19 protein-coding genes and 5 pseudogenes are annotated in these 21,171 nt (G+C 73.0%); 18 read left to right on the top strand and 6 right to left on the bottom strand.

The window, feature by feature from the left end; all coding sequences use genetic code 11:
- Positions 1 to 60 precede the first annotated feature (60 nt).
- From G7075_RS06585 to G7075_RS06570, 4 genes are all read left to right on the top strand, one after another.
- A complete protein-coding gene (locus tag G7075_RS06585) occupies positions 61 to 1,047 on the top strand; it encodes a site-2 protease family protein (protein WP_166120088.1) in 987 nt (328 codons plus the stop codon).
- 120 nt (positions 1,048 to 1,167) lie between these two features.
- A complete protein-coding gene (locus tag G7075_RS06580) occupies positions 1,168 to 2,151 on the top strand; it encodes a tRNA (adenine-N1)-methyltransferase (protein ID WP_166120085.1) in 984 nt (327 codons plus the stop codon).
- Positions 2,152 to 2,173: 22 nt separating this feature from the next.
- Positions 2,174 to 3,922, top strand: coding sequence for a proteasome ATPase (arc, locus tag G7075_RS06575; protein WP_166120083.1), 1,749 nt, complete (start codon positions 2,174 to 2,176; stop codon positions 3,920 to 3,922).
- Positions 3,923 to 3,966: 44 nt separating this feature from the next.
- Positions 3,967 to 4,860 (top strand): LLM class F420-dependent oxidoreductase, encoded by an 894-nt coding sequence (locus G7075_RS06570; protein WP_166120080.1) that lies wholly within the window; start codon positions 3,967 to 3,969, stop codon positions 4,858 to 4,860.
- Positions 4,861 to 4,863: 3 nt separating this feature from the next.
- Here the strand turns inward: G7075_RS06570 and G7075_RS20950 are convergent, their stop codons facing one another.
- From G7075_RS20950 to G7075_RS06550, 4 genes and pseudogenes are all read right to left on the bottom strand, one after another.
- A complete protein-coding gene (locus G7075_RS20950) occupies positions 4,864 to 5,499 on the bottom strand; it encodes a peptidoglycan-binding protein (protein WP_240918022.1) in 636 nt (211 codons plus the stop codon).
- Positions 5,500 to 6,054: 555 nt separating this feature from the next.
- A complete protein-coding gene (locus G7075_RS06560; RefSeq protein ID WP_166120077.1) occupies positions 6,055 to 6,402 on the bottom strand; it encodes a DUF3054 domain-containing protein in 348 nt (115 codons plus the stop codon).
- Positions 6,399 to 7,390: pseudogene (locus tag G7075_RS06555) on the bottom strand (ribose-phosphate diphosphokinase). Before G7075_RS06555 ends, G7075_RS06560 begins: the two are co-directional and overlap by 4 nt.
- A 5-nt stretch (positions 7,391 to 7,395) precedes the next feature.
- Positions 7,396 to 8,099, bottom strand: a pseudogene (locus tag G7075_RS06550) (alpha/beta hydrolase).
- Between the two features lie 299 nt (positions 8,100 to 8,398).
- On the opposite strand from G7075_RS06550, the gene dop reads away from it, so the two are divergent.
- The 7 genes and pseudogenes from dop (at position 8,399) to G7075_RS06515 (ending at position 14,637) form a co-directional block, all read left to right on the top strand.
- Positions 8,399 to 9,937: a depupylase/deamidase Dop gene (gene dop, locus G7075_RS06545; protein WP_166120074.1), complete on the top strand. Its 1,539-nt coding sequence runs from the start codon at positions 8,399 to 8,401 to the stop codon at positions 9,935 to 9,937.
- Positions 9,938 to 9,971: 34 nt separating this feature from the next.
- Positions 9,972 to 10,165, top strand: a pseudogene (locus G7075_RS20945) (ubiquitin-like protein Pup).
- Positions 10,162 to 10,982 (top strand): annotated as a pseudogene (gene prcB, locus G7075_RS06535) (proteasome subunit beta). The pseudogenes G7075_RS20945 and prcB overlap by 4 nt, the downstream one beginning before the upstream one ends.
- Entirely contained in the window at positions 10,979 to 11,785 is an 807-nt protein-coding gene (gene prcA, locus G7075_RS06530) for a proteasome subunit alpha (RefSeq protein ID WP_166120071.1), read from the top strand. Before prcB ends, prcA begins: the two are co-directional and overlap by 4 nt.
- A gap of 19 nt (positions 11,786 to 11,804) precedes the next feature.
- Entirely contained in the window at positions 11,805 to 13,160 is a 1,356-nt protein-coding gene (pafA, locus tag G7075_RS06525; RefSeq protein WP_166124260.1) for a Pup--protein ligase, read from the top strand.
- 107 nt (positions 13,161 to 13,267) lie between these two features.
- Positions 13,268 to 14,215 (top strand): FKBP-type peptidyl-prolyl cis-trans isomerase, encoded by a 948-nt coding sequence (locus tag G7075_RS20210; protein ID WP_205860635.1) that lies wholly within the window; start codon positions 13,268 to 13,270, stop codon positions 14,213 to 14,215.
- Positions 14,216 to 14,259: 44 nt separating this feature from the next.
- The gene (locus tag G7075_RS06515; RefSeq protein WP_166120069.1) at positions 14,260 to 14,637 is read left to right on the top strand and encodes an FKBP-type peptidyl-prolyl cis-trans isomerase; all 378 of its coding nucleotides are present in this window, start codon (positions 14,260 to 14,262) and stop codon (positions 14,635 to 14,637) included.
- A gap of 8 nt (positions 14,638 to 14,645) precedes the next feature.
- Here G7075_RS06515 and G7075_RS06510 read toward each other — a convergent pair whose 3' ends face one another.
- A complete protein-coding gene (locus G7075_RS06510; protein ID WP_205860634.1) occupies positions 14,646 to 15,734 on the bottom strand; it encodes a DUF3866 family protein in 1,089 nt (362 codons plus the stop codon).
- 35 nt (positions 15,735 to 15,769) lie between these two features.
- On the opposite strand from G7075_RS06510, the gene G7075_RS06505 reads away from it, so the two are divergent.
- The 7 genes and pseudogenes from G7075_RS06505 to G7075_RS22580 all read left to right on the top strand — a co-directional run.
- The gene (locus G7075_RS06505) at positions 15,770 to 16,783 is read left to right on the top strand and encodes a YafY family protein (protein ID WP_166120063.1); all 1,014 of its coding nucleotides are present in this window, start codon (positions 15,770 to 15,772) and stop codon (positions 16,781 to 16,783) included.
- The gene (locus tag G7075_RS06500; protein WP_166120060.1) at positions 16,783 to 17,772 is read left to right on the top strand and encodes a YafY family protein; all 990 of its coding nucleotides are present in this window, start codon (positions 16,783 to 16,785) and stop codon (positions 17,770 to 17,772) included. Before G7075_RS06505 ends, G7075_RS06500 begins: the two co-directional genes overlap by 1 nt.
- Positions 17,773 to 17,775: 3 nt before the next feature.
- Entirely contained in the window at positions 17,776 to 18,090 is a 315-nt protein-coding gene (locus G7075_RS06495; RefSeq protein ID WP_166120057.1) for a hypothetical protein, read from the top strand.
- A 33-nt stretch (positions 18,091 to 18,123) separates the two neighbouring features.
- Positions 18,124 to 18,432, top strand: a complete 309-nt coding sequence (gene tatA / locus G7075_RS06490; RefSeq protein WP_166120054.1) for a Sec-independent protein translocase subunit TatA — start codon at positions 18,124 to 18,126, stop codon at positions 18,430 to 18,432.
- A 20-nt stretch (positions 18,433 to 18,452) separates the two neighbouring features.
- A complete protein-coding gene (gene tatC, locus G7075_RS06485) occupies positions 18,453 to 19,280 on the top strand; it encodes a twin-arginine translocase subunit TatC (protein WP_166120051.1) in 828 nt (275 codons plus the stop codon).
- Between the two features lie 195 nt (positions 19,281 to 19,475).
- Positions 19,476 to 20,177, top strand: coding sequence for a YegS/Rv2252/BmrU family lipid kinase (locus G7075_RS06480; protein ID WP_240917943.1), 702 nt, complete (start codon positions 19,476 to 19,478; stop codon positions 20,175 to 20,177).
- Between the two features lie 21 nt (positions 20,178 to 20,198).
- Positions 20,199 to 20,696 (top strand): annotated as a pseudogene (locus tag G7075_RS22580) (DEAD/DEAH box helicase); the annotation flags it as partial.
- Here the strand turns inward: G7075_RS22580 and G7075_RS22575 are convergent.
- Positions 20,648 to 20,887 (bottom strand): hypothetical protein, encoded by a 240-nt coding sequence (locus tag G7075_RS22575; RefSeq protein WP_371814198.1) that lies wholly within the window; start codon positions 20,885 to 20,887, stop codon positions 20,648 to 20,650. The pseudogene G7075_RS22580 and the gene G7075_RS22575 overlap by 49 nt on opposite strands.
- Between the last annotated feature and the right edge of the window lie 284 nt (positions 20,888 to 21,171).

Below are 21,171 nucleotides of genomic sequence, written 5' to 3'. Positions count from 1 at the left end.
GGGACGTCGGCGGGGGAGAGGCCAAGTATGCCGTCCGGGGGCTCGCGTAGGGTCGGCGCCATGTCCACGTCCCCTCCGGCGCCGACGGGGGCACTGCGCATCGGGCGGGTGGCCGGTGTCCCGGTCTACCTCGACCGCACCTGGCTCCTCCTCGCCGCCCTCTTCGCGTTCACCGGCTTCCAGGCCGGGCAGGGACGGGGCACCGGCGTGGCCGTCGCCTTCGCGGTGGGCAACGTCGTGTCGATCTTCGTCGCCGTCGTCGGCCACGAGGTCGGGCACGCCCTCACCGCCCGGGGGCTCGGCTTCCGGGTGCACCAGGTCGTCGCCACGGTCTGGGGCGGCCACACCTCCTTCGACGGCACCGGTGCCACCCCCGGCCGCAGCGCGCTCGTCGCGCTCAGCGGCCCGTTCGTCAACGTCGTCCTCGCGGTCGCCGGCTTCGCGGTCGACGTCGCCGCGAGCGGCCTGACCTCCGACTTCGCGTGGTACTTCGGCTACCTCAACGCGGCGCTGGCCGTCTTCAACCTGCTGCCCGGGCTGCCGCTGGACGGCGGTGCGGCCGTGCAGTCGCTCGTCTGGGCGGTCACCGGCCGGCGCGACCTCGGGCTCCTCGTCGCCGGCTGGATCGGCCGGGCCGTGGCCGTCGTCGTCCTCGTCCTGTTCGCCGGCCTCCCGCTGCTGCGGGGGACCGCACCGAGCTGTGGCCCATCGCCATCGGCCTGGTCATGGCGTGGATCCTCTGGACGGGCGCCACCGCGGCGGTCCGGCGGGCCGGGCTCGAGCGGGTCCTCGACACCGTGCACGTCGGCGACGCCGTGCAGCGGGCCGTGGTCCTGCCCTCCGACACACCGCTGGCCGTCGCCCGCACCCACCCCGACCTCGTCGTCTGCCTCGACGAGCGGCTCGCGCCCACCCTCGTCCTGCGCTCGGTGCCCCCGACGGCGCCCGAGACCACCCCCATCGGGGCCCTCGTCACCCGGCTCCCGGACGCCAACGTCGTCGAGGCGACGCCCCAGGACGGCATCGGCGAGGTCCTGCGCGCCATGAGCTCCACGGGGGTCGGGGTCGTCGTCGTCACCGTCGACGGGCAGCCGTGGGGGCTGGTCGCCGGCGAGGGCATCGACGCCGCGGCGAAGCGCTCCCGGGCCCGGACCTAGACTCCCGCCCATGACCGCCACCGGAGCCGAGCGCCGCCGTGGCCCCTTCACCGAGGGCGACCGCGTCCAGCTCACCGACCCCAAGGGCCGGCTGCACACGATCACCCTGACCGCCGGCAAGCAGTTCCACACCCACCGCGGGCACCTCAAGCACGACGACCTCATCGGCGCCCCCGACGGCTCGACGGTCACCAACACCGCGGGGGTCGAGTACCTCGCCCTGCGCCCGCTGCTCGCCGACTGGGTCATGTCGATGCCCCGTGGCGCCGCCGTCGTCTACCCGAAGGACGCCGGCCAGATCGTCATGATGGCCGACGTCTTCCCCGGTGCGACGGTCGTCGAGGCCGGCGTCGGCTCCGGCGCCCTCTCGATGTCGCTGCTGCGCGCGGTGGGGGAGCACGGCCGGGTGCACTCGTTCGAGCGTCGCGAGGACTTCGCCGCCATCGCCCGGGCCAACGCCCGCGAGTTCTTCGGCGGTGACCACCCGGCGTGGACCGTCGAGGTCGGCGACCTCGTCGAGGCCCTGCCGCAGGCCATGGAGCCCGGCAGCGTCGACCGCGTCGTCCTCGACATGCTCGCGCCCTGGGAGTGCCTCGACGTCGTGTCCGACGCGCTCGCGCCCGGCGGGCTGCTCATCTGCTACGTCGCCACCGCCACCCAGCTGAGCAAGGTCGCCGAGGCGATGCGCGACCACGGCACCTTCACCGAGCCGCAGGCCTGGGAGTCGCTCGTGCGCGGCTGGCACCTCGAGGGCCTCGCCGTCCGCCCGCAGCACCGGATGCACGGGCACACCGGCTTCCTCATCACCACCCGGCGCCTCGCGCCCGGCACGACGCCCCCGCTGCGCAAGCGCCGCCCGGGTCGCGGGTACGTCACGAGCGAGGACGCCGCCGAGGCCGACTGGACCCCCGAGAACATCGGCGAGCGCGTGCCGTCGGAGAAGCGGGTGCGCAAGGTGCACCGTTCGGTGGTCGGATCCTCCGACCCGCAATGACCTCGGAGAGTTACGGTGGAGCATGAGCACCGACGAGCCCCGTGGCCGGGAGGGCAAGCGCGAACGCCTGGAGGCGGAGCGGCAGTCCCTGGAGGCAGAGCTCGCCGCGCTGCGCGCCCGCGGTGAGGCCAGCCCGGCGCAGCTGCGTTCCCTCGAGCGCGACCTCGCCCAGCTGCGGTCCCAGACCGCCACGCTGTCGGCCCAGAACGAGCGGCTCGTGCGCACCCTGCGCGACGCCCGCGAGCAGATCGTCACGCTGAAGTCCGAGGTCGACCGGCTGGCCCAGCCGCCGGCCGCCTACGGCACGGTCATCGAGATGTTCGACGACGGCACCGCCGACATCCTCACGAGCGGCCGCAAGATGCACGTCGCCGTCAGCCCCTCCATCGAGGCCACCGACCTGGCGCCGGGGCGCGAGGTGATGCTCAACGAGGCGATGAACGTCGTCGCCGCGCACGGCTTCGAGACCGTCGGCGAGGTCGTGCTCTGCAAGGAGCTCCTCGACGACGGCCGCGTGCTCGTCGTCGCGCAGGCCGACGAGGAGCGGGTCTGCCGGATGGCCGCCTCGCTCGCGGGCCAGAAGGTGCGCGCCGGCGACGCCCTGCTGCTCGAGCCGCGCTCGGGCTTCGTCTTCGAGCGGATCCCCAAGGCCGAGGTCGCCGACCTCGTCCTCGAGGAGGTCCCCGACATCGGCTACGAGGACATCGGCGGCCTCAGCGGCCAGATCGAGGCCATCCGCGACGCGGTCGAGCTGCCCTACCTGCACGCCGACCTCTACATCGAGCACCAGCTCAAGCCGCCGAAGGGCGTGCTGCTCTACGGCCCTCCCGGCTGCGGCAAGACGATGATCGCCAAGGCCGTCGCGGCGTCATTGTCCCGCAAGGTCGCCGAGAAGGAGGGCCGCGAACCGGGGAAGTCCTACTTCCTCAACATCAAGGGCCCCGAGCTGCTCAACAAGTACGTCGGCGAGACCGAGCGGCACATCCGGCTGATCTTCCAGCGGGCCCGGGAGAAGTCGAGCGAGGGCTACCCCGTCGTCGTGTTCTTCGACGAGATGGAGTCGCTGTTCCGCACCCGCGGGTCGGGGGTCTCCTCCGACGTCGAGACCACGATCGTGCCCCAGCTGCTCGCCGAGATCGACGGCGTCGAGGGCCTCGAGAACGTCATCGTCATCGGCGCCTCGAACCGCGAGGACATGATCGACCCCGCCATCCTGCGCCCCGGCCGGCTCGACGTGAAGATCAAGATCGAGCGGCCCGACGCCGAGGCCGCCCGCGACATCTTCGCGAAGTACCTCATCGCCGGCCTGCCGCTGCACCCCGACGACGTCGAGCAGAACGGCGACTCCGAGGACGCCACCCTCGAGGCGATGATCGACGCGGTCGTCCTGCGCATGTACTCCGAGGAGGAGGAGAACCGCTTCCTCGAGGTCACCTACGCCGGCGGCGACAAGGAGATCCTCTACTTCAAGGACTTCAACTCCGGCGCGATGATCCAGAACATCGTCGACCGGGCCAAGAAGATGGCCATCAAGGACCTCCTCGACACCGGCCAGCGCGGCCTGCGGGTCGAGCACCTCCTCAGCTCGTGCACCGACGAGTTCCGCGAGAACGAGGACCTGCCGAACACGACCAACCCCGACGACTGGGCACGCATCTCCGGCAAGAAGGGCGAGCGGATCGTCTACATCCGCACGCTCATCAAGACCAAGGAGGGCACCGAGCCCGGCAAGTCGATCAGCAACGTCGCCAACACCGGCCAGTACCTCTGACCTTCCTGGTGTCCTGACCCCGGGTGCGGGGTGAGGATGGACCCATGAGACTCGGGCTCCAGGTCAGCAGGTTCTCCTTCGACGGCGCCCCGGCGTCGACCGGTGCGACGTGGCGGGCCATCGCCCGGGATGCCGACCAGGCGGGGCTGTCCTCGCTCTGGGTGATGGACCACTTCTTCCAGATCGCGGTGGTCGGACCGCCGGAGCTGGACATGCTCGAGGGCTACACGACCCTCGCGCACGCCGCCGCGGTCACCGAGCGGATCGAGCTCGGCACCCTCGTCACCGGCGTCACCTACCGCCACCCGGGCCTGCTGCTCAAGACCGTCACGACCCTCGACGTGCTCTCCGGTGGGCGGGCCTGGCTGGGCATCGGCGCCGGCTGGTACGAGGAGGAGCACCGCGGCCTCGGGGTGCCGTTCCCCTCGACGCGTGAGCGCTTCGAGCTGCTCGAGGACACGCTGCAGCTGGCCCACCGGATGTTCGCCGACGACGAGCGCGCCTTCGAGGGGCGGCAGGTCTCCCTCGAGCGGCCGATGAACCACCCGCAGCCGGTGCGCCGCCCGCCGATCATGGTCGGCGGGGGCGGGGAGAGGAAGACGCTGCGGCTCGTCGCGCAGTACGCCGACGCGTGCAACCTCTTCGACACCGGGCTCGGGCCGGAGGGCATCCCGCGCAAGCTCGACGTCCTGCGCGGCCACTGCGAGGACGTCGCTCGACCCTACGACGAGATCTCGAAGACCTGCCTCGCGGCTCTGACGATGGACACCGGCGCCCCGCTGCCCGAGGGCGTCGTCGGCCACTCGGTCGAGCAGGCCGTCGAGCGCCTCGGACGGCTCGCCGAGGCCGGCATCGACCACGTCATCTGCTCGACGGCCAACACCACCGACCCCGTGGCCTACGAGCGGCTCGCCGAGGTCGTCCGCCAGGTCTCCTGAGGCTCAGGCCTCGAGGGCCTGCCAGGTGTCGGACCCCACGACGCCGTCGACGACGAGCCTGCGCGAGCTCTGGAACGAGCGCACGGCGGAGTCGGTGCCCGACCCGAAGGCTCCGTCGACCGAGGCCGCGAAACCCTTGGCGGACAGGCAGGTCTGCACGCCGCGCACCGCGTCACCGGACGAGCCGGACTGCACGGTGAGGACGAGCGCGATCCAGGTGTCGGTGCCCACGATGCCGTCGGCGCCCAGGCCGCGCGAGGACTGGAAGGCCCGGACGGCCGCGTCGGTCCCGGAGCCGAAGACGCCGTCGACCGACACCGACTGCCCGCGCTGGCGCAGGAGGTACTGGGCCGTCCTCACCCGGAATCCGCTGCTGCCGCTGCGCACCGTCGTCCACGCGATCGGCTCGGGGTCGGGCGTGCCACCGCCGCCACCGAGCGAGGCCGCGAGGGTCGCCAGGCGCGAGTCGCCGGGGCCGACGTTGATCTCGAAGTGCATCTCGTCCTTGCGGCCCGAGTAGTCGCCACCCCAGCGCACGACGCCGTTGCAGCGGGTGAGGATGGTGCGGATGGCCGACACCTGCGCGCTGGTGAAGGTCCCCGAGGCCCCGAGCGGGTGGTCGGGGGCGTTGACGTCGATGGCCGTGCCGCTCGCGTGGTTCGACAGGGTCGTGCTGCCGGAGATCTCGCGGTAGCTGTGGCCCCAGCAGCCGGGGAGTAGAGGGCCTCGACGGTGGAGTTCACCTGCTGCGCGACGTACCGCAGCACGGTGTAGACGTCACCGGTGCGCACCCCGGCCGGGAAGGTCGCCGCCCCGACCGCGAGCGAGGCCAGCGGTACCTGGCTGGAGGTGCCGGCCGGCCACCCGTTCTGCGACGTGGCGGCGAGGGCCTGGGTGGCCGTCGCGACGCCGACACCGCCGGCCAGGAGCAGTCCGCCGGCGCCGCGGATCAGGGTCCGGCGGGCGAGGCCGCTCGGTGTGGGGACGGGGCTGCTGGGGTGGGCGTCGCACATGGCGGGGGGCTCCTCGGAGGCGTCGGCGTCGGGTCACGAACCCGTTCGACGCTAGGAGCGGCCCTCGCCGGTCGCCACCCGGGGCGGGCCGCACGTGAGGGTGCACGGACGCCGGAGCGGGGTGTCCGTGCAGGTCAGGAGGGGTGGGTAAAGGTTCCTCAAAGACTGTCCACGCTCCGGCTCAGCCGAGGAGCCGGGCGACCAGCCGCCAGCCGAGCAGCAGCACCGTCAGCACCACGGTGGCCACGACGACGAAGCTCGGTGCCGTGCCCTGGCCGGCGATCGCGCGCAGCCCCATCCCGACGACGACGGTCAGGGCCACGACGACCGCTCCGTACCCGAGGCTGCGCGGCCCGTCGTCGAGGACGATGCTCGCGAGCAGCCAGCCCGCGGCGGTGCCGACGACGAAGGGGAGGGCGGTGCGCAGGATGCCCGCGACGTCGAGGCCCTCGGCGTGCGAGCGACGACCGACCGCCGCGAAGACCACCACGAGGACGACGTCGAGCAGGGCCGGCACGAGCCGGGTCATCCGCCCACCCCGTCGAAGAGCGAGCGCTGGCGCGGCGGGGCGTGGGTCGGGTCGACGCCGTCGAAGAGGCTCGAGACCGACTCGCCCTCGTGGATGCGCTTGATGGCCTCGGCGAACAGCCCCGCGACCGAGCGCACCCGCAGCGCCGGCCATCCGGCGGGCGCCGGGACGGTGTCGGTGGTGACGACCTCGGTGATCATCGGGTGGCTCCGCAGCCGCTCGACCGCCCGACCGGCGAAGAGGCCGTGCGTGCAGGCCACGGCCGCTTCGGTGACCCCGTGCTCGGCCAGCCGGTCCATCAGCTCGACGATGCTCCCGCCCGTGGCGATCTCGTCGTCGAGGACGATGGCCCGCTTGCCGACGACGTCGCCGACGATCGAGTCGATGACGACGCGGTCGTCGCCGAGCCGCTTCTTCGAGCCGGCCGCCACCGGCAGCCCGAGCAGGCGCGAGAACTGGGTGGCGTCCTTGGCGTTGCCGAGGTCGGGGGAGACGACGACCGAGCCGGTGAGGTCGCCCTCGCGGAAGTGGTCGGCGAGGATGCCGAGCGAGGTGAGGTGGTCGACGGGCATCGAGAAGAACCCGTGCACCTGGGGCGCGTGGAGGTTCATGGTGATGACCCGGTCGACCCCCGCCGTGGCGATGAGGTCGGCGACCAGCTTGCCGCCCAACGAGATCCGCGACGCGTCCTTCTTGTCCGAGCGCGCGTAGGCGAAGTGGGGATGACCGCCGTCACCATCGCCGCCGAGGCGCCGCGGGCCGCGTCGACCATGAGGAGCAGCTCCATCAGCGCGTCCTGGGTCGGTGCCACGAGGGGCTGGACGATGTAGACGTCGCGCTGGCGGCAGTTGGCCAGCAGCTGCGCCTGGAGGCAGTCGTTGCTGAACCGGCTCGTCACGGACTCGGAGAGCGGGACGCCGAGCGCGTCGCAGATGCGGTGCGCGAGCTCCGGGTGCGCCGAGCCGGAGAAGACGACGATCTCGCGCATGGGCGTCAGCGTATCGGCCCGGTCAGGGCCCGCGAGAGCTCTGTGACGAGCTCGGCCCGCTGCATCCGGCCGACCGGCGTGGCGCCCGGGAAGGAAGCGAAACCGTGCGGCACGCGCAGGTAGTTGGTGAGGCGCACCGGCACCCCGGCCGCCTCGAGCGCGTGGGCGTAGCGGATGCCGTCGTCGCGGATCGGGTCGAGGTCCGCGGTCTGCACCAGGGCCGGGGGCAGGCCGGCGAGGTCGCCCCACAGCGGCGAGACGAGCGGGTCGCGCGGGTCCTCGCCCGGGGGGAGGTAGTGGTCGCGGAAGGCGTCGACCGACCGGCGGCTGAGCACCGGGGCGTGGGCGTGCTCGTCGAGCGAGGGCGAGGCCATCGTCAGGTCGGTCGCCGGGTAGAGCAGGGCCTGGTGGAGCAGGTTGGTCATCCCGTGGTCGCGCAGCACCTGGGCGACCACCGCCGCGAGGTTGCCGCCGGCCGAGTCGCCGGCCACGGCCATCCGCGCGGTGTCGGCGCGCAGCACGTCGCCGTTGGCGGCGACCCACGTCGTGGCGTCGACGCAGTCGAGGGCCGCGACCGGGGCGCGGTGCTCGGGGCCATCCGGTAGTCGACGGAGACGACGACGGCGCCGACCTCGCCGGCGACCAGGGTGCAGATCGAGTCGTAGTCGACGACGTTGCCCCACACCCATCCTCCGCCGTGGAACCACATGACGACCGGGACGTCGGTGCGCGCGTCCGGCAGGGAGCGCGGGCGGTAGATCCGCAGCGGGATCTCGTGCTCGTCGCGGGCCGGGGCGGTGCCGTAGGTGATGCCGACGGCGGGGTCGGCGGCGCCGAGCAGGCGGTCGTAGAGCGCGTTGCGCGGGCGGACGGTCGCGCGCTGGCGCTGGATCCCGTCGAGGTCGCGCGACTCCACCGGACGGGAGGAGAGGTCGGCGACGAGGCTGACGAGCGTGGTCAGCGGGGACATCCCGCGGTAGCTGCGCACCGGCTCAGTATCGTCGAGCCATGACGGTGCGACGGGTGATGGGGATCGAGACCGAGTACGGCATCGTCGTCCCCGGCGATCCGGCGGCCAACCCGATGGTCGCGTCCGGCGACGTCGTCACGGCGTACGCCACCTCCCGGGGCATCCGTCCGGCCCGGGCCAGCTGGGACTACGCCGACGAGGCGCCCCTGCGCGACGCCCGCGGCTTCGACATGGGCCGCGGCCAGGCCCACCCGAGCCAGCTGACCCACGAGGTCGACGACCCGACCCTCGCCAACGTCGTCCTGACCAACGGCGCCCGCCTCTACGTCGACCACGCGCACCCCGAGTACAGCTCGCCCGAGGTCACGACGCCACGCGCCGCCGTCACCTGGGACCGGGCCGGCGAGCTCGTGATGCGCGAGGCCGTCGCCCGGCTGGCCACCGTGCCGCCCGGCGTCAACCTCTACAAGAACAACGCCGACGGCAAGGGCGTCTCCTACGGCACCCACGAGAACTACCTCATGTCCCGGGCGACCCCGTTCGCCTCGGTCGTGCGCCACCTCACGCCGTTCTTCGTGGCCCGCCAGGTGATGTGCGGCAGCGGGCGGGTCGGCATCGGCGTCGACTCGCGGACGCCGGGCTACCAGATCGCCCAGCGCAGCGACTTCTTCGAGGTCGAGGTCGGCCTCGAGACGACCCTCAAGCGGCCGATCATCAACACCCGTGACGAGCCGCACGCCGTCGCCGACAAGTACCGGCGCCTCCACGTCATCATCGGCGACTGCAACCACGCCGACGTCGCGAACCTCCTGAAGATGGGCACCACCTCGCTCGTCCTCGCGATGATCGAGGCCGACGCGGTCGGGCCCGACCTCACCGTGCGGCGGCCGGTCGGCACCCTCCACGAGGTGTCGCACGACCCGACCCTGCGGACCCGGCTCGAGCTCGCCGACGGCCGGCGGATGACCGCCGTCGAGCTGCTGTGGGAGTACCACGACCGGGCCGCGCGCTTCCTCGACGAGCGGTACGGCGGCTCGCCCGACGAGGACACCACCGAGGTCATGCACTGGTGGTCCACCGTCCTCGACAAGCTGGGCCGCGACCCGATGGAGGCCCGCCGCGAGGTCGACTGGGTCGCCAAGCTCGCCGTCCTCGAGGGCTACCGCCAGCGCGACTCGCTCGGCTGGGGCGACCCCCGGCTCAAGGCCGTCGACCTCCAGTGGTCCGACGTGCGCGCCGACCGCGGTCTCGCACACCGGCTCGCGGCCACCGGGCGGCTCGAGGTGCTCGTCGACGAGGCCGATGTCGTGCGGGCGGTCACCGAGCCCCCGGCCGACACCCGGGCGTGGTTCCGCGGCACCTGCCTCGCCCGCTTCCCCGACGACGTCGTCGCGGCCTCCTGGGACTCGGTGATCTTCGACGTCGCCGGCCAGCGGATGCTCCAGCGCGTGCCGATGCTCGAGCCGCTGCGGGGCACCGAGGCCGGGGTCGGCGACATCGTGCGCTCGGCCCCGGACGCCGCCTCGCTCCTGCGCGCCCTCGCCACCGCCGACACCGAGCCGCCGACGTCCGACTAGGCTCGGGACAGACGACGACCCGAGGAGGGTGACCATGGCCGGTCAGGAGCAGGTCAAGCCGCAGCGCCGGGACGACGGGCCCGACGACGGGGGCGCCCCGAGCCCGCCGCCGCGGCCGCGTCCGCCCAGGTCAGCGAGATCGACGACATCCTCGACGAGATCGACGGGGTGCTCGAGTCCAACGCCGAGGAGTTCGTCCGCGGGTTCGTCCAGAAGGGCGGCCAGTGACGCGCGGAGACGGCACCGGACGCCTGCCGCACGCCTACCTCGTGCCGGGGTCGTCCTCGTTCGCCGAGTTCCTCTCGGCGCACGACCCCGCCCTGCTGCCCTCGCGCCGCGCGCTGCCCGCGGGTGCGGCGTTCGAGGCGCCGCACGGCACGACGATCGTCACCGTCACCTTCGACGGCGGGGTCGTGATGGCCGGCGACCGGCGGGCGACGATGGGCAACATCATCGCCAACCGCGACATGGAGAAGGTCTTCGCCACCGACGAGTTCAGCCTCGTCGGCATCGCCGGCACGGCCGGCCTGGCCATCGAGCTGGTCCGCCTCTTCCAGGTCGAGCTCGAGCACTACGAGAAGATCGAGGGCACGCTGATGTCCCTCGAAGGCAAGGCCAACCGGCTCGCCTCGATGATCCGGGGCAACCTCGGCATGGCCATGCAGGGCCTGTCGGTCGTCCCGGTGTTCGCCGGCTTCGACCTCGAGGACGGCCGCGGCCGGATCTTCTCCTACGACGTCACCGGCGGCTGCTACGAGGAGCACGACCACCACAGCGTCGGCTCCGGCTCGCTCTTCGCCCGAGGCGCCCTCAAGAAGCTCTACCGCCGGGGATGGACGCCGCCGGCGCCGTGCGCATCGCCGTCGAGGCCCTCTACGACGCGGCCGACGACGACTCGGCCACGGGCGGGCCCGACGTCGGCCGCCGCATCTGGCCCACGGTCGGCGTCGTCGACCCCGAGGGCGCGCGCTTCGTGCCCGAGGACGACATCGCGCCGGTCGTCGAGGCGATCATCGCCGAGCGTTCCGAGGGAGGGGCCCGATGACCGCCGGGATGCCGTTCTACGTCTCGCCCGAGCAGCTGATGAAGGACCGGGCCGACTTCGCGCGCAAGGGGATCGCCCGCGGCCGCTCGGTCGTCGTCATGCAGTACGACGGCGGCATCGCCTTCGTCGCCGAGAACCCCAGCCGGGCGCTGCACAAGGTCTCGGAGATCTACGACCGGATCGCCTTCGCCGCGGTCGGCAAGTACAACGAGTTCGAGAACCTCCGGGTCGCGGGCGTCCGGTACGCCGACCTGCGCGGGTACTCCTACGACCGATCCGACGTCACGGCCCGCGGGCTGGCCAACGCCTACGCGCAGACCCTCGGGACCGTCTTCACCCAGGAGTCCAAGCCCTACGAGGTTGAGATCGTCGTCGCGGAGGTCGGGGCCACCGTCGAGGGCGACCAGGTCTACCGGCTCACCTACGACGGCTCGGTCGCCGACGAGCAGGGCTTCGTCGCGATGGGCGGGGGAGCGGAGCAGATCGAGGCCGGCCTGCGCGAGGCCTGGCGGCCCGGGATGCACCTCGGCGAGGTGCTCGCCCTCGCCGTGCGCCTGCTCGGGGCCGACCCCAACGGCGGCGAGGCGCGCAGCCTGGCGCCCGAGCAGCTCGAGGTCGCCGTCCTCGACCGGCACCGCCCGCGGCGGCGCTTCCGCCGGGTGCAGGGCGAGCTGCTCGAGCGGCTGCTCAGCGCCGACGACCCCACCGCCGACGTGCCCGCCGGTGACGACGACTCCACCCGCAGCGCCACGACCAACCCGCAGACCCAGCGCCCGGAGGCGGACGGCGGCACGCCCGCGTGAGCACCCGGGGACGCGCCGCATCTTCGGCATCGAGAACGAGTACGGCATCACGTGCTCGACCGCCGGTCAGCGCACGCTCACCCCGGACGAGGTGGCCCGCTACCTCTTCCGCAAGGTCGTGGCGTGGGGCCGCTCGAGCAACGTCTTCCTCACCAACGGCAGCCGGCTCTACCTCGACGTCGGGTCCCACCCCGAGTACGCCACCGCCGAGTGCGACTCGGTGCGCCAGGTCGTCACCCACGACCGGGCGGGGGAGCGGATCGTCGAGGGCCTCGTCGCCGACGCCCAGCACCGGCTGCACGAGGACGGCGTCGCCGGCGACATCTACGTCTTCAAGAACAACACCGACTCGGCCGGCAACTCCTACGGCTGCCACGAGAACTACCTCGTCACCCGGGCCGGGGAGTTCCAGACCCTCTCCGAGACGCTGCTGCCGTTCCTCATCAGCCGCCAGCTGACCTGCGGCGCAGGCAAGCTCGTCACCACGAGCAAGGGCGCCTCGTACGCGCTCAGCCAGCGGGCCGACCACATCTGGGAGGGCGTCTCGTCGGCGACCACCCGCAGCCGGCCGATCATCAACACCCGCGACGAGCCGCACGCCGACGCCGAGCACTACCGGCGGCTGCACGTCATCGTCGGTGACTCGAACATGGCCGAGACGACGACCATGCTCAAGGTGGGGTCCGCCGACCTCGTCCTGCGGATGATCGAGGCCGGGGTCGTCATGCGCGACCTGACCCTCGAGAACCCGATCCGGGCGATCCGCGAGATCTCGCACGACATGACCGGGCGGCGCACGGTGCGCCTGGCCAACGGCCGCGAGCTGTCGGCGCTCGACCTCCAGCGCGAGTACCACGCCAAGGCCGCCGAGTTCGTGGCCCGCGAGGGCGCCACCGACAGCCTCCACGAGCGCGTCCTCGACCTCTGGGACCGCACCCTCACCGCCGTCGAGACCGGCGACCTCGGGCTCGTCGGCACCGAGATCGACTGGGTCGTCAAGTACCGGCTGCTCGACGAGTACGCCTCGCGCCACGGCCTCGACCTCGACCACCCCCGGCTGGCCCAGATCGACCTCGCCTACCACGACATCGACCGCAGCCGCGGGTTGTTCTACCTGCTCCAGCGGCGGGGGCGCATCGCCCGGGTGGTGTCCGACCCCGAGGTCTTCGAGGCCAAGGTCAAGCCACCTCAGACCACCCGCGCCAAGCTGCGCGGCGACTTCATCCGGGCCGCGCAGGCCCACCGGCGCGACTTCACCGTCGACTGGGTGCACCTCAAGCTCAACGACCAGGCCCAGCGCACGGTCCTGTGCAAGGACCCGTTCCTCGCCGAGGACGCCCGCGTCGAGCGGCTCATCGACGGCATGACGGTCTGATCACCCAGCGGGCTCCCAGCCGCCGATGCCAGTGTTCGGACGGTCCACGGTTATCGTGGACAGTCGTCCCAGCGCCCCGGCGTCCCCGACCGAAGGTTCTCGCACCCGTGCCCCGTCGCCTGACCACCACCCTGTCCGCCACGCTCCTCGCCGGCGCCCTCGTCCTCACCGGCTGCGGGGAGGAGAAGGCCTCGACCTCCTCGAGCACCCTCACCGGGATCACCGTCGCCGGCGCCGAGCAGAAGGAGCCGACCGTCACGGTCAAGGCCCCCCTGTCGGTCACGAAGACCGAGTCCAAGGTGCTCTCCGAGGGTGACGGGGCGGCCATCGGCAAGGACGACCTCGTCAGCCTGCAGGCCGTGCTCGTCAACGGCAAGGACGGCAAGACCGTCACGAGCACCTGGAAGCAGGGCACCGTCGGGCTCGACCTCGGTGCCGCCGACCTCTTCGCGTCGTTCAAGAGCCAGATCCCGGGCAAGAAGGTCGGCTCGCGCATCGTCATCGCCTCCACGGCCGCCGACGCGTACGGCGACACCGGCAACCAGCAGCTCGGCATCGCCAAGGACGACCCCGTGGTGTTCGTCCTCGACCTCGTGGGCAGCGCGCAGGCCCTCGCGACGGCGGAGGGCACCGCGGTCGCCCCGAAGAAGGACCTGCCGACCGTCACCGTCGAGAAGGGCAAGCCGGCGACGATCACCGTGCCCAAGGGCGTCAACGCCCCGACCAAGACCGTCGTGCAGCCGCTCATCGAGGGCAAGGGCGCCGCCGTGAAGAAGGGCCAGAGCGTCCGGGTGGCCTACACCGGCGCCCTCTACCGCAACGGCGAGGTCTTCGACTCCAGCGCCAGCCGCCCCGAGCAGCCGTTCTTCGACTTCACCATCGGCGCCGGCAGCGTCATCAAGGGCTGGGACAACGGCCTCGTCGGCCAGAAGGTCGGCAGCCGCGTCCTGCTCATCGTCCCGCCGGCCGACGGCTACGGCAGCGCGGGCAGCGGCGAGAAGATCAAGGGCACCGACACCCTCGTGTTCTCGGTCGACATCCTCGCCGCGTACTGACCCCCACCGGCCGACCCGCACACCCACCGAGAGGGAGCACCAGCATGTCCGAGCCCACCAAGCCCGAGATCGACTTCCCGGGCGACCAGCCGCCCGCCGACCTCGTCGTCGAGGACATCACCGTCGGTGACGGCGCCGAGGCCACGCCCGGCAGCACCGTGTCGGCCCACTACGTCGGCGTCGCGCACTCGAGCGGCGAGGAGTTCGACGCCTCGTGGAACCGCGGTGCGCCGCTGGAGTTCCGGCTCGGCGTCGGCATGGTCATCGCCGGCTGGGACGAGGGCATCGCGGGCATGAAGGTCGGCGGCCGGCGCAAGCTGACCATCCCGCCCCACAAGGCCTACGGCGAGCGGGGCGCCGGCGCGGCGATCGGCCCCGGCGAGACGCTGATCTTCGTCGTCGACCTCATGGGCGTGCGCTGAGCACGGGCTCAGGAGCACGCAGCGGCGTGCACTCCTGCGGCCGCGGCCGCGAGGAACGCGGCGGGGTCGGCATCCAGACCCCGCCCCATCGTCGTCAGCCCCACCGGTGAGTCCGCGAGGGCCCCGAGCAGGCCGCCCGCGGGCACCTCGACGGGCGTGAGGGTGGCCCGGGCCGAGGCGACCAGCTCCGCGACCTGGCGGCGCACGAGCGCGTCGAGGTCGGCGTCGGGCAGGGCCGTGAACGGCAGGTCGGCCGGCGCGAGCAGGGCCCGCCCGTAGGCGGTGCGGCTGTGGTGGCTGACACCGCGGTGCCGCTCGCGCGCGTCGGCGCCCGACACCCGCAGCGAGGCGATGGCGCGCCCGCCGAGCACGTCGACCGCGTGCAGCGCCTCGGCGGCCGCGACGCCCGAGTAGCCCCAGCGCGTGCCCGTGCCGACGTTGCCCGGACCCTGGGCCACGACGACGACGTCGGCCCCGACGACGTGACGGGCGGCGAGCAGGCCGGTGTGCACGGTGACCGCCTCGTGGTCGCCCCCGAAGGCCTGGCCCACCGTGAGGCACGCCGCCAGCCACCCGGTGCGGCGCAGACCGGCAACGGCGCGGGAGAAGGCGGCGGGCAGCGCACCGCCGTCGGTCATCACGTAGGCGACCCGGGCGTCCGGGCGGGCCAGCCGCACCCCGGCGAGCACCGCGGGGAGGGCGCTGTGCAGGTCGGCGACGACGACGGGCAGGCCGTCGAGGTCGTCGGCGTCGGCGAGGACGTCGTGGTGCGGGCTGTCCTGCTCGTCGACGGCGAGGAGCATCTGCTGGAGCGGGGTGTAGCGGGCCTTGACGATGTGGCCGGCGCCGGGCTCGGGGTCGGCGGGCAGGACGTCGGTGCGCGCGACGACGAAGGCCAGCCCACCCGTGCCGAGGCCGCGCAGCATCGCGGAGGCGTTGAGCAGCACCCGTTCCGCGACCCCGGGTACCCCCGTGACGGCGGTGTACGCCAGCGCCCGGACGCGCTCGCCGGACCCCTCGAGCTCGACCGCCAGCTCGACGGCCCCCGGCCAGGAACGGACCTCCTCGACCACGGTCCCGGCACGCCACTGCATCACGCGGGGCAGCGTAGCCGTCGGGTAGCGTCTCCCGGGTGAGCAGCGAGTCCGGGGGCGTCGGCCCGAGCGCGGCCCAGGTCAAGACCGAGCGACTCCTCAACCTCGTCCTCGTGCTGCTCTGGGCCCGCCGTCCGCTGTCCAAGGCACAGGTCCGCCAGCTCGTCCCGCAGTACGGCCAGTCCGCGTCCCTCGAGGCCTTCGAGAGGATGTTCGAGCGCGACAAGGACGAGCTGCGCGAGCTCGGCATCCCCCTCGTCACCGAGGACATCGACGCCCTCTGGGAGGACGAGCCCGGCTACCGCATCCACCAGCGCGACTACGCCCTCCCCGACATCGAGTTCGAGCCCGACGAGCTCGCCGTCCTCGGCCTGGCCAGCCGCACCTGGGCCCAGGCCTCGCTCGCCGGCCCGGCGGCCCAGGCGCTGCGCAAGCTGCGGGCGGCCGGGGTCGAGCGCGACGCCGACGCGCTCATCGGCATCGAGCCGCGGCTGCGCACCTCCGAGCCCGCGTTCGACGCCGTCAAGGACGCCGTGGTCCGCCGGCGCGCGCTGACCTTCACCTACCGCCGACCCGAGGCGGCCGAGGGCACCGAGCGGCACGTCCAGCCGTGGTCGCTCGTGTCGTGGCACGGCCGCTGGTACCTCAACGCCTTCGACGAGGACCGGCAGGCGCCGCGCGTCTTCCGGCTCTCCCGGGTGTCCGGCACGGTGCGGGCCACCGGTCGTCCCGGTGCGTTCGAGGTGCCCGCCGACCACGACCCGCGCGCCATGGCCCGCACCCTCGCCGGTCCCGTCACGCAGTCCAGCCCCGCCGTGCTCCGGGTGCGCCGTGGTGCCGGGCACGCGCTGCGCCGCCGGGCCCGCACGGTCGGCGAGGTCGACGACCAGTGGTCGCTCGTCGACCTCGACTACAGCGACCTGTGGGCCTTCGCCGAGGAGGTCGCCGGCTACGGCTCCGACGTCGTGGCCGAACAGCCCCGCGAGCTGGTCGACGCGGTCGTCGAGGCGCTGCGCGGCGCCCTCGCGGCCCACGGGGGAGGGGAGGCCTGATGCCCCCCGCACCTCCCGAGACCGCGACCGCGCGCCTCGCCCGGCTCCTGACGATGGTGCCGTGGCTGGTCAACCGCCAGGGCATCGACCTCCAGCAGGCCGCCACCGACCTCGGCGTCAGCACCGAGCAGCTCGAGGCCGACCTGCGTCTGCTCTTCCTCTGCGGCTACGGGCAGATGCCCGACGAGCTCATCGAGGCCGACTGGGAGGGTGGACGCGTCTTCGTCGGCAACGCCGACTCCATCGCGCGGCCGCTGCGGCTCGGGGTCGACGAGGCGGTCACCCTCATCGTCGGCCTCCGGGCGCTGCGCGAGGTCCCCGGCCTCGACGAGCGCGACGCCGTCGACCGCGCCCTGGCCAAGCTCGAGGCCGCCGCGGGGGAGGCCGCCGCACCCGCCGACCGCGTCCTCGCCGAGGTCGCCGACGGGACCGCCCCCGACCTGCTCGCCCGGGTCCGCCAGGCCATCGCCGACCGGCGCCGCCTGCACCTGCGCTACCTCGTGCCGGCCCGCGACGAGGCCACCGAGCGCGACGTCGACCCGATGCGCGTCGTCGGCATCGACGGCCGCTGGTACCTCGAGGGTTGGTGCCACCGCGCCGAGGACACCCGCCTCTTCCGGCTCGACCGGGTCGAGGCGCTCGAGGTCCTCGACGTCGACGGCACGCCGCCTCCCGAGGCCACCGAGCGCGACCTGTCGGAGGGCACCTTCCGGCCCGCGCCCGACGACCTCGTCGTCACGCTGCGGCTGCTGCCCGGGGCGACGTGGGTCTCGGACTACTACCCGGTCGACTCGGTCGAGGAGGTGCCCGCGGCCGACGGCGGCGGGCAGGTCATCCGCGTCCGCACGGCCGACACGGCCTGGCTGCGTCGTCTCCTCTGGCGCCTCGGCGGGCGTGGCTACGTCACCGAGCCGGCCGACGTCGTCGCCGAGGTCCGCGAGGGCGCCGCCGCGGCCCTCGCCGGCTACCCCGACGTGCAGGGGCGCTGAGCCGTGCTGCCGTGGTGGGGCTGGGTGCTGCTCTGGGCCGTCATCCTCGTCGGCGGCGGGGTGCTCGTCGGGCTGCGCGCACGGCGCACGTGGCGCAGCGCCAAGGCCCTGACCGCCGAGCTCGGCCGGGCCGGCGAGCTGGTCTCGGCCCTCGAGGCAGCGGCCCACGAGCGGCGCGCGGACGAGGACCCGGTCACAGCCGTCACGCAGGACCCTCACAGGCTCCGGGAGGAGCATCGGGCGCGGCGGGCGGCCCAGTCCGCCGACCGGGCAGTTCGGCGGGCCGAGCGGATGCCGCCCTGGGCACGCGTAGACTGACCACGACCTCGACACAAGGACGGTAGTACTTCAATGTTGCGGAACTTCGGAGCCCCCGAGATCATCATCATCGCGGTGCTGGTCATCCTGATCTTCGGCTGGAAGAAGCTCCCCGACGCGGCCCGCAGCCTCGGTCGCTCGGCGCGCGTCTTCAAGTCCGAGGTCGACGAGATGAAGAAGGACGGCAAGGCCAGCGCGTCCCCGGCCGCGAGCGAGACCGTGCGCGGCGAGCCCGTCACCACCGCCCGCCCCGTCGACGACGTGGTCCTCCCCGACCCCGACGGCAACGCCGTCCACGAGAAGACGCCGCGGACGGACAACCAGTCCGGCCCGGTGCTCTGACCCCGGAGACACCCCGCCCCATGGCCCGCCTGCGCCGACGCCCTCGCGACCCCGAGGGCCGGATGACGCTGGCGGAGCACTTCAAGGAGTTCCGGCGGCGCCTGTTCATCGCCGCGGCGACCGTGCTCGTCAGCGCCGTCGTCGCCGGCATCTACTACGAGCCGATCTTCGAGTTCCTCAAGGCTCCGTTCCAGCAGTACGCCGACGCCCACCCCGAGAGCCAGATCAGCATCAACTTCGCCGAGGCGACGGCGGCGTTCTCGAACCTCATCAGCCTGTCGATCTTCGTCGGCATCATCGCCTCGAGCCCGATCTGGCTCTGGCAGCTGTGGGCCTTCATCGTCCCGGGGCTGACGCGCAAGGAGAAGCGCATCACGCTGGCCTTCATCGGGTCCACCGTGCCGCTCTTCCTCCTCGGCTGCTGGCTCGGGTACACGATCCTCCCGCAGAGCCTGTCGATCCTCTACGGGCTCTCGCCCGCGGGGACGTCGAACATCCAGGCCGCGTCGATGTACTTCTCGTTCGTCACCCGCTTCATCCTCGTCTTCGGGCTGGGCTTCCTCTTCCCGGTCTTCCTCGTCGGGCTCAACCTCATCGGCGCGCTCCCGGCCACCCGGCTCATCAAGAGCTGGCGGGTGGCCATCGTCCTGATCTTCGTCTTCGCGGCCGTCGCCACCCCCACTGCAGACCCGTTCACGATGTTCGTCTTCGCGGCCCCCTGTGCGTCCTGTACTTCGGGCGTGGGTCATCTGCCGCGCGCTCGACAAGCGCAAGGCCGCCCAGCGTCCGGACTGGCTCGACGTCGACGACACCGAGGCCTCCCAGCTCTGAGCCGACGGCTCCGCTAGCGTGCGCGCCATGACGCGCCTCGGCCTCATCGTCAACCCCACCTCGGGGAAGAACACCGGTCGGCGGATCGGGCTCGAGGCGCTCACCCTCCTGCGGGCGGCCGGTGCCGACGTCGTCGACCTCTCGGCCGCCGACGCGGCGGGAGCCCTGGCCCGGGGCGGGCCGCCGTCGCCGACCGGGCCGTCGACGCCGTCGTGGTCGCCGGGGGAGACGGGATGGTCCACCTCGGCACCAACCTCTGCGCCGGCACCGACGTGCCGCTCGGCATCATCGCCGCCGGCACCGGCAACGACATCGCCCGCGAGCTCGGCCTGCCCGTGCGCGACGCGGCGAAGTCGGTCGAGCGGCTGCTCGAAGGGCGCACCCGTCCGGTCGACGCGGCCCGGCTGGTGACCGCCACGGGTGAGGAGCGCTGGTTCGTCGGCGTCCTCGCCGCCGGGTTCGACGCCGTCGTCAACGAACGGGCCAACGGCTGGCGCTGGCCGAAGGGTCCGATGCGCTACAACCTCGCGATCCTGCGCGAGCTGCCCGTCTTCCGGCCCATCCCGTACGTCCTCACCCTCGACGGCGAGCGGATGGAGACCGAGGCGATGCTCGTCGCGGTCGGCAACGGCCCGGCCTACGGCGGCGGCATGAAGGTGACGCCCGATGCGGCCTTCGACGACGGGCTGCTGGACGTGCTCGTCCTGCACCGGCTGCCGGTGCCCGAGTTCCTGCGGGTCTTCCCGAAGGTCTTCTCGGGCACCCACACGAGCCATCCGGCGGTCGAGATCGTCCGGGCCCGCACGGTGTCGCTCGAGGCGCACGGCATCGTCTCGTACGCCGACGGGGAGCGGTTCGCGCCGCTGCCGATCGGGCTCGAGGTCGTGCCCGGCGCGCTGTCGGTGCTGGCCTGAGCGCTGACGTAGCCTGAGGCCATGCCCAGTCCCGCCGAGCGGTACGCCGCTGCCGCGGCCCGGAACCGGCGGTCCCGCTCGGAGCTCGGTCGGTTCGTCGACGCGCTCGACTTCCCGCTCGACGACTTCCAGCTGCGGGCCTGCGAGGCGGTCGAGGAGGGCAAGGGCGTCCTCGTCGCGGCACCCACCGGCGCCGGCAAGACGATCGTCGGCGAGTTCGCGGTGCACCTGGCCCTGAGCAGCGGTCGGAAGGCGTTCTACACGACGCCGATCAAGGCGCTCTCGAACCAGAAGTACCACGACCTCGTGCGGCAGCACGGCGCCGAGAACGTCGGCCTGCTCACCGGCGACTCCTCGGTCAACGGGGAGGCGCCGGTCGTCGTCATGACCACCGAGGTCCTGCGCAACATGATGTACGCGGGCTCCTCGACCCTCACCGGGCTCGGGTTCGTCGTCATGGACGAGGTGCACTACCTCGCCGACCGGTTCCGCGGCGCGGTCTGGGAGGAGGTCATCATCCACCTGCCCGAGTCGGTGCAGGTGGTCTCGCTCTCGGCCACGGTGAGCAACGCCGAGGAGTTCGGCGACTGGCTGGCCGAGGTGCGCGGCAACCACGAGGTGGTCGTCTCCGAGCACCGGCCGGTGCCGCTCTTCCAGCACATGCTCGTCGGCACGACGATGTTCGACCTCTTCGCGGGCAACCGGGTCAACCCCGACCTCCTGCACGCCATCCGGAACGCCGAGCAGCGCGGACGCTTCACCGAGGACGCCCGGCGGCTCGGGGGGCCGGCGGGGAAGCGCGGGGGCGGAACCAGCGCGACCGCACGCCACCGCGCGGGCCCGGGGTGGTCCCGGCGGACGGGGGTTCGCCCGCGGCAGCCGGCCGGCCGGGGGTGCCACCCGCGCCGAGGTGGTCGAGGACCTCGAGCGGGAGGGGTTGCTGCCGGCCATCACGTTCATCTTCAGCCGGGTCGGCTGCGAGGCGGCCGTCGGC

This window comes from Phycicoccus sp. HDW14 (genome assembly GCF_011383005.1).
Taxonomy (GTDB): Bacteria; Actinomycetota; Actinomycetes; order Actinomycetales; family Dermatophilaceae; genus Phycicoccus.
The sequence above is the reverse complement of the archived record's forward strand: the minus strand, read 5'-3'. Positions and strand labels throughout refer to the sequence as shown.